This window comes from Sphingomonas panacis, assembly GCF_001717955.1.
Taxonomy (GTDB): domain Bacteria; phylum Pseudomonadota; class Alphaproteobacteria; order Sphingomonadales; family Sphingomonadaceae; genus Sphingomonas; species Sphingomonas panacis.
In genome coordinates this window covers 3,766,179-3,777,923 of sequence record NZ_CP014168.1, presented here as the reverse complement: position 1 = coordinate 3,777,923, position 11,745 = coordinate 3,766,179, and the positions used below count along the sequence as shown (strand labels likewise).

Annotated in this window: 11 protein-coding genes; 8 read left to right on the top strand and 3 right to left on the bottom strand. The window is 66.8% G+C overall.

The features are described 5' to 3' along the window. Positions 1-26 precede the first annotated feature (26 nt). The 4 genes from def to J0A91_RS17140 all read left to right on the top strand — a co-directional run bounded on the left by def (position 27) and on the right by J0A91_RS17140 (position 2,943). A complete protein-coding gene (gene def, locus J0A91_RS17155) occupies positions 27-566 on the top strand; it encodes a peptide deformylase (protein ID WP_069205911.1) in 540 nt (179 codons plus the stop codon). A gap of 301 nt (positions 567-867) precedes the next feature. After that, on the top strand, positions 868-2,193 hold the full coding sequence (locus J0A91_RS17150; protein WP_420852836.1) for a DNA recombination protein RmuC: 1,326 nt from the start codon (positions 868-870) through the stop codon (positions 2,191-2,193). A gap of 1 nt (position 2,194) precedes the next feature. Further along, on the top strand, positions 2,195-2,500 hold the full coding sequence (locus J0A91_RS17145) for an AAA family ATPase (RefSeq protein WP_206364921.1): 306 nt from the start codon (positions 2,195-2,197) through the stop codon (positions 2,498-2,500). 134 nt (positions 2,501-2,634) lie between these two features. After that, a complete protein-coding gene (locus J0A91_RS17140; protein ID WP_206364920.1) occupies positions 2,635-2,943 on the top strand; it encodes an AAA family ATPase in 309 nt (102 codons plus the stop codon). Between the two features lie 36 nt (positions 2,944-2,979). Here J0A91_RS17140 and J0A91_RS17135 read toward each other — a convergent pair whose 3' ends face one another. From J0A91_RS17135 to J0A91_RS17125, 3 genes are all read right to left on the bottom strand, one after another. Next, a complete protein-coding gene (locus J0A91_RS17135; RefSeq protein ID WP_069205909.1) occupies positions 2,980-3,504 on the bottom strand; it encodes a GAF domain-containing protein in 525 nt (174 codons plus the stop codon). 49 nt (positions 3,505-3,553) lie between these two features. After that, complete coding sequence (mfd, locus tag J0A91_RS17130) at positions 3,554-7,006, bottom strand: transcription-repair coupling factor (RefSeq protein WP_069205908.1); 3,453 nt, start codon at positions 7,004-7,006, stop codon at positions 3,554-3,556. A 139-nt stretch (positions 7,007-7,145) separates the two neighbouring features. Continuing rightward, entirely contained in the window at positions 7,146-7,412 is a 267-nt protein-coding gene (locus J0A91_RS17125; protein WP_069205907.1) for an FAD assembly factor SdhE, read from the bottom strand. Positions 7,413-7,559: 147 nt separating this feature from the next. On the opposite strand from J0A91_RS17125, the gene recG reads away from it, so the two are divergent. The 4 genes from recG to J0A91_RS17105 all read left to right on the top strand — a co-directional run bounded on the left by recG (position 7,560) and on the right by J0A91_RS17105 (position 11,714). Then, the gene (gene recG / locus J0A91_RS17120) at positions 7,560-9,617 is read left to right on the top strand and encodes an ATP-dependent DNA helicase RecG (protein ID WP_069205906.1); all 2,058 of its coding nucleotides are present in this window, start codon (positions 7,560-7,562) and stop codon (positions 9,615-9,617) included. A gap of 14 nt (positions 9,618-9,631) precedes the next feature. Beyond that, entirely contained in the window at positions 9,632-10,195 is a 564-nt protein-coding gene (locus J0A91_RS17115) for a DOMON-like domain-containing protein (protein WP_240502055.1), read from the top strand. A 55-nt stretch (positions 10,196-10,250) separates the two neighbouring features. Beyond that, positions 10,251-11,453, top strand: a complete 1,203-nt coding sequence (locus J0A91_RS17110) for an exo-beta-N-acetylmuramidase NamZ family protein (protein ID WP_069205904.1) — start codon at positions 10,251-10,253, stop codon at positions 11,451-11,453. Between the two features lie 117 nt (positions 11,454-11,570). Beyond that, positions 11,571-11,714 (top strand): hypothetical protein, encoded by a 144-nt coding sequence (locus tag J0A91_RS17105; protein WP_165388231.1) that lies wholly within the window; start codon positions 11,571-11,573, stop codon positions 11,712-11,714. Positions 11,715-11,745 lie beyond the last annotated feature (31 nt).

Genomic DNA, 11,745 nt, shown 5'->3' with positions numbered 1-11,745 from the left:
GCCGGCGCGCTTCCTAGCTCGCCGACATGGCCATCATGGAAATCCTCGAAGTCCCGGACCCCCGGCTGAAGAAGCACGCGAAGCCCGTCGATGTGATCGACGACGGCGTGCGCAAGATCGTGTCCGACATGTTCGACACGATGTACGACGCGCGCGGCATCGGTCTCGCCTCGATTCAGGTCGGGGTCGAGCAGGCGATCGTGGTGATCGATCTTCAGGAAGACGAGCCGCCGCTCGAAGAGGGCGGCGAACCGCGCCCCGGCCGGCAGCCGCGCGTGTTCATCAACCCGGAGATCCTGTGGCAGAGCGACGATCTCGCGGTGTACGCCGAAGGGTGTCTGTCGATCCCCGAGAATTACGCCGATGTCGAGCGCCCCGCGCGGTGCCGGGTGAAGTGGCTCGACCTCGACGGCAACGCACATGAGGAAGAGTTCGACGGGCTGATATCGACCTGCGTCCAGCATGAGATGGATCACCTCGCCGGCATCGTCTTCATCGATCACGTCTCGCGGCTGAAGCGCGACATGATCCTCAAGAAGCTCGCGAAAGCCCGCAAGGCGGCCTAATCACCGTTTGTCGCAGCGCGGTTGATCGCGTCGACCGGAGGCGATAGGTTCGCTCTTCGTTCCGGGGAGCAGGCGTTTGGACGGGTTTTTCGCGATTATCGTCATCGTGGCGCTGCTATGCGGCGTGGCGCTGGGCTGGTTCCTCGGGCAGCGCGGAACGGCGGCGATCCAGTCCGAGCGCGACGCGCGCGAGGCCGATTTCAAGCGTGCGATCGTCGATCTCGCCAGCGCCGAGGAGCGCGCGCGCGCGGCGTTCGGCTTGCGCGAGGAACTCGCCGAAGTGCGCGCCGAGCTTTCCGAGATGCGCGAGGATCGTGACCGCGTTCGGCTGGAGAATACCGCGCTCAAGACGCACGCCGCCTCGTTCGAGCATCGCCTTTCCGAGCGGTTGGCGGAAGAAGAGGCGCGGCTCAAGATGGCGCATGACGCGCACGAGGCGCGCGAACGTGCGCTGCGCGAGGCGTTTCAGGCGCGCGAGCAGACCAGCACCGAGACGTATGAAGCGCGAATCGCCGGGCTGCTTCACGCCAAGGATCTGCTCGCCACCCAGTTCGCCGAAGTCTCCAACAAGCTGCTGACCGAGGCGCAGGAGAATTTCCTCAAGCGCGCCGACGAACGTTTCCGCCAGTCCGAGGAGACGGCGGGGCAGAACCTCAAGTCGATGCTCCAGCCGGTCAGCGACCGCCTGCTGCGCTACGAGGAAACCGTCACCAAGGTCGAGGCCGAACGGCTGAGCGCGTTCGACCAGTTGAAGGGGCAACTCGAAGGCCTGCGGGTCGGGCAGGAGAAGGTCTCCACCGAGGCGGCCAAGCTGGTCAATTCGCTGCGCAATGCGCCCAAATCGCGCGGGCGCTGGGGCGAGCAGCAGTTGAAGAACGTGCTCGAAACCTGCGGCCTGTCCGAACATACCGATTTCCAGACCGAGGTGAGCATCGCCGGCGGTGACGAGGGCGGGCGGCTTCGCCCGGACGCGATCGTCAAGGTGCCAGGCGGGCGCAGTCTGGTCATCGACGCCAAGGTCTCGCTCAACGCCTATCAGGATGCGTTCGGTGCGGTCGACGAGGCAGAGCGCAAGCGCGGGCTCGATCTCCACGCGGCCTCGATGCGCGCGCACGTCAACGGCCTCGGCAACAAATCCTATTGGAGCCAATTTCCCGACGCGCCCGACTACGTCATCATGTTCGTACCCGGAGAACATTTCCTGTCGGCGGCGTTGGAGCATGACCCGACCTTGTGGGATTTCGCGTTCGACAAGCGCGTGCTGCTGGCGACGCCGACCAACCTGATCGCGATCGCGCGCACCGTCTCGGCGGTGTGGCGGCAGGAGAAGCTGGCCGCCGACGCGCGCCGGATCGGCGAACTCGGCAAGGAGATGCACGATCGTCTCGCCGTCGCGGCCGAGCATATGCGTGTGGTCGGCAGCGGGCTGGGCAGTGCCGTCAACCGGTACAATGATTTCGTCGGCTCGTTCGAGCGCAACGTGCTGAGTACGGGCCGCAAGTTCCGCGATCTCAACATCGAATCGACCGCCAAGGAAATCCCGTCGCTGCAACCGGTCGAAGCGCTGGCGCGCTACGGCGACGCCGCGCCGGCGCTTGCCGCGCCGGTGGACGAAGCGGCGGAGTAACGTGGCGAAGGGGCGCGCTACGACCCTGCCGCCGCCCTATCTGAAACGCGTCTGGCTTGATCCTGACAAGACCGTGGATCGGAGCGCGTATCCTTTCTGTTTGCCGCTGTTTCGTGGCGATTTCGAGATCGCCTTCGATACTGCCGTTACGATCATCGCGGGCGAGAACGGCGTCGGCAAATCCACGATGATCGAAGCCATCGCGGTTCTCGCCGGGTTCGACGAGGATGGTGGTGGCCAGGCTACCGGGCGGTCGATCATTCGCGCGCGCGTGAAGAGGGCGGCGGTGCGCTCTCCACGGCGTTGAAGGCGAGTTGGCTGCCCAAGGTCGGGCAGGGCTGGTTCTTCCGCGCGGAAAGCTTTTTTTCGGTAGCCCGCTATCTCGACGAAAGCGGCAGCCCGTTTGCGGACTTTTTGTCGCACTCGCATGGCGAAGGGTTTATGCGCTTTTTCGAGGAACGCTGCACGCGACCCGGCATCTTCTTCTTCGATGAGCCGGAATCGGCGCTATCGCCGAACCGTCAGTTCGAGTTCCTGAAGCTCCTGCGGCGGATGCAGTCGGGCGGGCAATCGCAGGTGATCATGGCGACGCACTCGCCGATCCTGATGGCGCTTCCCGACGCGGCGCTGCTGCGGATGAATCGTTATGGTCTGGAGCCTGTAGCGCTCGAAGAGACCGACCATTTCCGGATCTTCCGCGAATTCGTGTCGGACCGGCACGGTTTCGTGTCGGCGATGCTGGACGAATAGCGCCAGCGTCGTTCCGACGGGGGTGAGCGTGAAAGCCTACGCCGCCCGCTTGCCCGCGCTCTCGGCCTGCTCCAACACCTCGAACATCTCGATCGCCGCGCCAAGCGCGCGTGCGAGAGCGGCCAGTAGCGCGACCGTCTCGTCGTCGATCTGGCGGGCCTCGCGCCAATAGGCACCAATCGCGCCGACGGGTTCGCCCAGCCCGACCGGGAACACGGCGACACTTTCGGCGAACGTCGCGAGATAGGCGTTTTGCGGCACGTCATCGGCGAGCCGAACCTCGGGGATGATGATCGGCCGCTTCTGCAGGATAGCGTACCCCGCCAGGCATTCGGTGATCGGGAAGCGCCGCCCTTCCCAAAAGGGCATCGGCGCATCTTCCGCCACATAGACGGTTTCATCGCCCTCGCGGCGAACGATCGTCACGCCATCCGCACCGATCACCCGGCGCGCGCAGGTGCGCAACATCGCGGTGGCGTCAATCTGTGTGGCCGATCGCGAGAGTCGATGAACCGCCTCGGCCAGCGCGTGCCAACGATCGATCGGCGTCCCGTCCGACATGCCTCTTCTCCCAGGGCGTCATTTCCTGACGACCCGGGAGAACAGTATATCACCCCGCCGCTTTCGCCAGCCCCTTCGCCAGTTGCAGCGCGCCGTGGAGCCGCGCCTTGGGGTCGGCCCAGACGCGCGTCACCACCAGCTTGCTGTCGGGGCGCAGTTTCGCCACATCGCCGACGCGTTTGAGCCACGCCAGCAGCCCATCGATATTCGGCGGCTTGTCATCGTGGAACGCCACCAGCGCGCCGCGCGGGCCGACGTCGATCTTGGCGACGCAGGCCTTCTTGGCGTGCAGCTTGATCTCGATGATGCGGATGAGGTTCTCGGTCGGATCGGGCAGGGGGCCGAACCGGTCGATCAGTTCGGCGGCGAACGCCTCGACCTCGCCGGTATCTTCCAAATCGTTGAGGCGGCGGTACAGCCCCATGCGAAGGTCGAGGTCCGGCACGTAATCCTCGGGGATGAGGATCGGTGCATCGACGGTGATCTGCGGCGAGAAATTCTTCGGGCGCATGCGCTCACCGCCCGCCTTCGCCTCCATGATCGCCTCTTCGAGCATCGACTGGTAGAGTTCGTAGCCGACCTCCTTGATATGCCCCGATTGCTCGTCGCCGAGCAGATTGCCCGCGCCGCGGATGTCGAGATCATGGCTGGCGAGCTGGAAGCCAGCGCCGAGGCTGTCGAGATCGGACAGCACCTTCAAACGCTTCTCCGCGGTTTCGGTCATGATGCGATCGGGCGGGGTGGTGAGATACGCATAGGCGCGCGTCTTGGAGCGGCCGACACGTCCGCGAAGCTGATAAAGCTGCGCGAGCCCGAACCGGTCGGCGCGGTGGAGGATCATCGTGTTGGCGCTCGGGATGTCGAGCCCGCTTTCGACGATCGTGGTCGAGACGAGCACCTCGAACTTCTTGTCGTAGAACGCCGACATGCGCTCCTCGACCTGGCTCGGCGCCATCTGGCCGTGCGCGACCACATAGCGAATCTCGGGCACGCCTTCGCGCAGGAAGTCCTCGATCTCGGGCAGATCGGCGATGCGCGGCGTGACGAAGAAGCTCTGCCCGCCGCGATAATGTTCGCGCAGCAACGCCTCGCGCAGCACGACGGGGTCCCACGGCATGACATAGGTCCGCACCGCGAGCCGATCGACCGGCGGGGTCTGGATCACCGACAGTTCGCGCAAGCCCGACATCGCCATCTGGAGCGTGCGCGGGATCGGCGTGGCGGTGAGTGTGAGGACGTGGACGTCGGTCTTGAGCGACTTGAGTCGCTCCTTGTGAGTCACGCCGAACCGCTGCTCCTCATCGACGATGACGAGGCCGAGCCGTTTGAACTCGATGCCCTTGGCGAGAATCGCGTGCGTGCCGACAACCACGTCGATCGTCCCGTCGGCGAGGCCCTCCTTGGTCGCCTTCATCTCGGCGGCGGTGACGAGGCGCGAGAGCCGCCCGACCTTGATCGGAAACCCCTCGAACCGGCTCGCGAAATTGTTGAAATGCTGGCGCGCGAGCAAGGTCGTCGGGCATACGATCGCGACCTGCTTGCCCGCCATCGCCGCCGCGAACGCACCGCGTAGCGCGACCTCGGTCTTGCCAAAGCCGACATCGCCAACGACGAGCCGGTCCATCGGCGTGCCCTTGGCGAGATCCTCCAGCACCTCGCCGATCGCGCGCTCCTGATCGTCGGTTTCCTCATAGGGGAAGCGATCGACGAACTCGGCATAGCCGCTGTCGGCCTCGATCACGTCGGCAGGATGAAGCGCACGCTCGGCGGCGGTTGCGATCAGCTCGCCGGCAATCTCGCGAATCCGCTCCTTCATGCGGCTCTTGCGCCGCTGCCACGCCTCGCCGCCGAGCCGGTCGAGGCTCGCGCCCTCGCTGTCCGAGCCGTAGCGCGAGAGCACGTCGATATTCTCGACCGGCACGAACAGCTTGTCGCCGCCCGCATAGGAGAGCGCTACGCAATCGTGCGGGCTCTTGCCGACCGGAATCGAGGTCAGTCCCTCGTAGCGGCCGATGCCGTGATCGACATGGACGACAAGGTCGCCCGGCGTGAGCATCGCCAGTTCGGCGAGGAACGCGTCGGCGGATTTCTTGCGCTTGGCGCGCCGCACCAACCGGTCGCCGAGCATGTCCTGTTCGGTGAGCAGCGCGACATCGGGCGTGGTGAAGCCGTGATCGAGCGGCAGGATGATGAGCGATACGCCGCTATCGGCTTTGCCAAGCGCCTCCTGCCAGGTCGCGACCTTGGTCGATGCCTTGAGGCCATGATCGGCGAGCAACGTCGCCAGCCGCTCGCGCGAGCCGCCCGAATAGCTGGCCAGCACCGGCTTGCGCCCCTGCCGGCGCAGCTTGGCGATATGTTCGACGACCGCTTCGTACACGTTGACGCCGCCGGCGCGCTCGGGCGCGAAATCGCGTGGGCCATCGACCTGGAAGTCGAGCACCGTCGCACTCTCGGGTTCGTGGAACGGCGTGACGAGGTGCGCGGGGGCGGTTTGCAGCGCCTCGGCGAACTCCTTGGCGGTGAGGTACAAGGCGCTCGGCGGCAGCGGGCGATAGCTGCCGGGCTCGTTGGTCAGCGCCTTGACGCGGTTGGCGTGATAATCGTTGATCGCCTCGAAACGCTGCTCGGCCGCCGCCTGCACGCCGGAATCGCGCACGATCACCGCGTCGCCGCCAAGATGGTCGAACAAAGTGACCAACTTGTCTTCGAACAGCGGCAGCCAATGCTCCATGCCCGCGAGCCGCCGCCCGTCGCTGATCGCCTGATAGAGCGGATCGCCGGTCGCGGTCGCGCCGAAGCGCTCGCGGTACCGGCTGCGGAAGCGCTTGATGCTATCCTCGTCGAGCAAGGTTTCCGAGGCGGGAAGGAGGGTGAAGCCGTCGATCCGGCCGGTGGTGCGCTGGTCGGCGGGGTCGAAGGTGCGGACTGACTCGATCTCGTCGCCGAAGAAGTCGAGCCGAAGTGCCGCCTCGGCGCCGCTCGGGAACAGATCGACCAGGCCACCGCGCACCGCGAATTCGCCCGAATCGGCGACGGTCTCGACGCGGACATAGCCGTTGGCCTGAAGCTGCGCTGCAAGGCGGTCACGCCCGATCCGCTCGCCCGGCGCGAGCTTGGCGACGAGCTGGCGGATGCGGAACGGCGTCAGCGTGCGCTGCGCCAGCGCGTTTGCGGTGGTGATGAGCAGTTGCGGCGCCTTGGTCGGCTGCTGGAGCCGGTGAAGCGTCGCCATCCGCTCGGCCATCACGCGCAGCGTCGGCGAGGCGCGATCATAGGGCAGGCAATCCCACGCCGGGAACATCAGGATTTCGAGATCGGGCGCGAACACCGGCGCGGTCGCCGCGACCGCACGCATCGCCGCTTCGTCCGACGCGACGAACACCGCGCGCGACGGTGCCGCGCGCGCGAGATCGGCGAGCAGCCACGGCGCGAAACCGGCGGGTACGCCGGCGAGGGTGAGCGGGGTCTTGGCGGCGAGGATGGTCTTCAGGTTGGGCATTTTGTCTTTCTTCTCCCTCTCCCCGCTTGCGGGATAGGGTGGCCGAGCCGCAGGCGAGGTCGGGAGAGGGGCAGTTCGAAACGCTATCGCTCCGTACGGCCCTCTCCCCGACCCTCTCCCGCAAGCGGGGAGAGGGAGATCAGCGTGCGATCGGCACGTAGTTGAGCACCTGCATCGCCTCGATGATCGGCCCGGCATAGCGCGCTGGCGGTGTTTCGGTGCCGATCGCCCAGGCCATGATATCGACGTCCTGCTCTTCCAGCAGTTCCTCGAACAGGGCGATCTCGTCGTCGTTCCACTCAGCCCCACGCGCATCGAAGAAGCCGCCGATCAGGAGATCGGCTTCCTTCACGCCACGGTGGTGCGCGCGGAAGTGCAGGCGTTTCAGGCGAATGTCGCGGTCCATGTCACTCCAACGGCGATTGGCCGACGGCAAGATGTGCCGCCAGCGAGGGTATAATCAGACCGTTCGTGCGGAGCCTGTCCGAAGCCCGTGCGCGAAACACGCCCTTCGACAAGCTCAGGACGAACGGATAACAGACGCCAGATAGTCATGCGTCCCGATATCCTCAATCCATTGTTCGCCGAAGTCACCGCCCTGAAGGGCGTGGGGCCGGCGCTCGCCAAGCCGCTCGACCGGCTCGGCCTTGCGCGCGTCGTCGATGTCGCGTTCCATCTGCCGACTGGCTTCATCGACCGGATCGCGCGCGACGAACTCGACATGGCCGATGCCGGCCGCACCATCGTCATCACGCTGACACCGCGCGAAATCCGCTCCGGCAACGGGCGCGGCCCGACTCGGGTGCAGGCGACCGATGCGGCGGGCAACTACGTCAGCCTGCTCTATTTCGGTGGCCATCCCGGCTGGGCGAAGAAGCTGCTGCCGATCGGCGAGCCGCGCCGCGTGTCGGGCAAGCTCGAGATGTACGGGCAGGATCTCCAGATCGTCCATCCCGATTACGTCCTGCCGCTCGAAGAGGCCGAGCCGGGCGGGCGCGAGGCGATCTATCCCTTGTCCGAAGGGCTGACCTCGCGCCGGATGGGGCAACTGGCGGCGCAGGCGGTCGAGCGGGCGCCCGATTTGTCCGAGTGGATCGAGCCGGGGTTGCTCGCGCGGAAAGGCTGGCCGGGCTGGCGCGAGGCGCTGGCGCGCGTTCATTCCGACCCCTCCGACGCACTCGCGCGGACGCGGCTTGCCTATGATGAACTGTTCGCCAACCAGCTCGCGCTGATGCTGGTGCGGCAATCGTCGCGCAGCCGGCGGGGCAGGGCGCTGGCCGGCGACGGGCGGCTGCGCGACATGCTCAAGCTGCCCTACAATCTCACCGGCGCACAGGCGCGCACCGTCGCCGAGATCGAAGGCGATCTCGCGCAGGCGCAACCGATGCTCCGCTTGCTGCAAGGCGATGTCGGCGCGGGCAAGACGTTGGTCGCGGCGCTCGCGATGCTCGTCGCGGTCGAGGCGGGCGCGCAGGCGGCGTTGCTCGCGCCGACCGAAATCCTCGCGCGCCAGCATCTCGAATCGCTGCGGCGGCTGTTCGCCGGCTTGCCGATCGAGATCGCGGTGCTGACCGGGCGCGACAAGGGCAAGGTTCGCGAGAGCGTGCTGATGGGGCTGGCGGACGGATCGATCCATATCCTGATCGGCACGCACGCGATCTTCCAGCAGGCGGTGACGTATCGCGATCTCGGTCTGGTCGTGGTCGACGAGCAGCACCGCTTCGGTGTCGCGCAGCGCATGATGTTGCAGGCCAAAGCGGCGACCGCGCCGCACCTGCTGGCGATGACCGCGACGCCGATCCCGCGCACGCTGACGCTCGCCAATTATGGCGAGATGGACGTCAGCCGGCTCGACGAGATGCCGCCCGGCCGCCAGCCGATCGAGACCCGCGTGATCTCGCAGGACCGGCTCGCCGATGTGGTCGAGGCGCTCGGCCGGCATATGTCGGACGGCGGGCAGGCGTATTGGGTGTGCCCGCTGGTCGAGGAGAGCGAGAAGAGCGACCTCGCCGCCGCCGAGGATCGGGCCGCGACGCTGAAGGCGCGGTTCGGCGAGCGGATTGGCCTCGTCCATGGCCGCATGAAGGGGTCGGAGAAGGACGCGGTGATGGCGACGTTCTCTTCGGGCGCGCTCGGCGTGCTGGTCGCGACCACGGTGATCGAGGTCGGCGTCGACGTGCCCAACGCGACGCTGATCGTGATCGAACATGCCGACCGCTTCGGCCTCGCCCAGCTCCACCAGTTGCGCGGGCGGGTCGGGCGCGGCACGGGCAAGTCGAACTGCCTGCTGGTGCGCAGCGGCGCGCTCGGCGAGACGGCGCGCGCGCGGCTCGCGCTGATGCGCGAGACCAATGACGGCTTCCGCATCGCCGAGGAGGATTTGCGGCTGCGCGGCAGCGGCGAGTTGCTCGGCACGCGCCAATCAGGCGAGGAGGGCTTCCGGCTGGCGACGCCCGAGTTGCTGAGCGAACTGCTGCCGGTCGCCGCCGACGACGCGCGGCTGCTGATCGACCGCGACGGCGGCCTCAGCGGCGCGCGCGGCACGGCGGCGCGGCTGGCGCTGTATCTGTTCGAGCGCGATGCCGGTGTCGCGCTGCTGCGATCCGGCTGAGGGGGGGGCGCGAGGTGCAAACGAGAGCATTCGCGTTGGTGGCGCACCCGGACTTTCCGAGCCGCGCGATCGATGGCATCGAGGTTACGCTGGAACGTCATGGCGATCGTCTCGATCTGCGCTTCGTCGTGGTCGGCGCGATCGACAACGTGGTCTGGCCGGGCGACCGAATCGATGGCGCATTGCCAGCGGAGCACGCCGACCAGTGTCGCGCCCACGATCTCTGGCGGCATAGCTGCTTCGAGGCGTTCGTCGCGCCGGCAGGGGCGCCGGGATATCGCGAGATCAACCTCGCGACCTCGGGGCATTGGGCTGCCTATGCGTTCGATGGCTACCGTGCGGGCATGCGCCAGGCCAGCGACGTTCGCCTCACCCAAGCGGGCTGGCGATTCGACGATAGGCGCGCCGAGGTGTCGCTCTCGATCGCGGTGTCCCACCGGCAGGCGGATTGGGCGCTCAACATCACCGCGATCATCGAAACCAGCGATGGCGGCAAATCCTATTGGGCGCTCGCACACCCGCCCGGCGCACCCGATTTCCACAACCGCGACGGGTTCGTCGCGATCCTCCCGGCTTGACCGGCATCGCCTCTGCGGGTGAAGCCGGGCGACAGATGACACACGGAACCCTGCCATGAATTTCGGGATCGACCGCCTCCTCGCCGACGCCGCCTTGCGCAAGCCGCTGGAGGGCAAGCGCGTCGCGTTGCTCGCGCATCCGGCCTCCGTCACCGAGGATCTCACCCACAGCCTCGACGCGTTGGTCGCGGCGGGGGTGACCGTGTCGGCGGTGTTCGGGCCGCAGCATGGCGTGCGCGGCGATCTTCAGGACAATATGATGGAGTCGCCCGACTTCACCGATCCGACCTACGGTATGCCCGTGTTCAGCCTCTACGGCGAAGTGCGCCGGCCGACCGAAGCGTCGATGGCGACGTTCGACGTGATGCTGGTCGATCTGCAGGATCTCGGCACGCGCATCTACACCTTCATCACGACGCTGCGTTACGTGCTGGAAGCCGCCGCCGAGCACGGCAAGGCGGTGTGGGTGCTCGATCGCCCCAATCCGGCGGGTCGCCCGATCGAGGGACTCACGCTGCGCCCCGGCTGGGAGAGCTTCGTCGGCGCGGGCGCGATGCCGATGCGGCACGGGCTGACGATGGGCGAACTCGGCCATTGGTTCATCCGCACGCTCGGGCTCGACGTCGACTACCGGGTGATCGCGATGGAAGGTTGGGCGCCCGAGGCTGCGCCGGGGTTCGGCTGGCCGGTCGAGCGGCTGTGGATCAACCCAAGTCCCAACGCGCCCAACCTCAACATGGCGCGTGCCTATGCCGGCACGGTGATGCTCGAGGGAACGACGCTCTCCGAAGGGCGCGGCACCACCCGTCCGCTCGAACTGTTCGGCGCGCCCGACATGGACGCCAAGGCGGTGATCGCCGAAATGCGCCGGCTCGCGCCCGAATGGCTGGCGGGCTGCGCGTTGCGCGACATCTGGTTCCAGCCGACCTTCCACAAGCATGTCGGGCAGCTCTGCAACGGCGTGCAGATTCACGCCGAGGGCCGCTTCTACGATCACGCCGCGTTCCGGCCGTGGCGGGTGCAGGCGCTCGCCTTCAAGGCGATCCGCGCGTTGATGCCGGACTATCCGCTGTGGCGCGATTTTCCCTATGAATATGCGTTCGGCAAGCTCGCCATCGACGTCATCAACGGTGGCCCGGCGCTGCGCGAATGGGTCGACGACTCGGCGGCGACTCCGGGCGATCTCGACGCGCTGATTCGCCCCGATGAAGCGGCGTGGGCGGCGGAAAGCCGGGATTTTCGGCTTTATCCAGGTTAATATGGCGATTTGCCGCGCCGCAGCGCCATTTTGTCACAAAAGCTTATGACTTTGCCCGTTAAAAGCGCAGCACCGGGGGCATCCAGAACATACGGTCGCGAGGGCGGGTCAGCTATCATGGAGTCAAACCTTCACTATTATACGCGGCGTGCCATGCAGGAGCATGTCGCCGCGCGCACGGCGGTGACCGAGGAGGCGCGCAAGCGCCGGCTCGAGTTGGCGCAGATGTTCGAGGCGAAGCTCGTCGCCTGCCGAGGCTGAGCAAGCCGCTTCGATAATCGCGAAGGTCGTC

Coding starts and splice junctions, on each gene's coding strand:
- def (WP_069205911.1), top strand. CDS start 27: ATGGCCATCATGGAAATCCTCGAAGTCCCGGACCCCCGGCTGAAGAAG.
- J0A91_RS17135 (WP_069205909.1), bottom strand. CDS start 3,504: ATGTCGGACGGGACGCCGATCGATCGTTGGCACGCGCTGGCCGAGGCG.
- J0A91_RS17150 (WP_420852836.1), top strand. CDS start 868: ATGCGCGAGGATCGTGACCGCGTTCGGCTGGAGAATACCGCGCTCAAG.
- recG (WP_069205906.1), top strand. CDS start 7,560: ATGCGTCCCGATATCCTCAATCCATTGTTCGCCGAAGTCACCGCCCTG.
- J0A91_RS17140 (WP_206364920.1), top strand. CDS start 2,635: ATGCGCTTTTTCGAGGAACGCTGCACGCGACCCGGCATCTTCTTCTTC.
- J0A91_RS17105 (WP_165388231.1), top strand. CDS start 11,571: ATGGAGTCAAACCTTCACTATTATACGCGGCGTGCCATGCAGGAGCAT.
- mfd (WP_069205908.1), bottom strand. CDS start 7,006: ATGCCCAACCTGAAGACCATCCTCGCCGCCAAGACCCCGCTCACCCTC.
- J0A91_RS17125 (WP_069205907.1), bottom strand. CDS start 7,412: ATGGACCGCGACATTCGCCTGAAACGCCTGCACTTCCGCGCGCACCAC.
- J0A91_RS17110 (WP_069205904.1), top strand. CDS start 10,251: ATGAATTTCGGGATCGACCGCCTCCTCGCCGACGCCGCCTTGCGCAAG.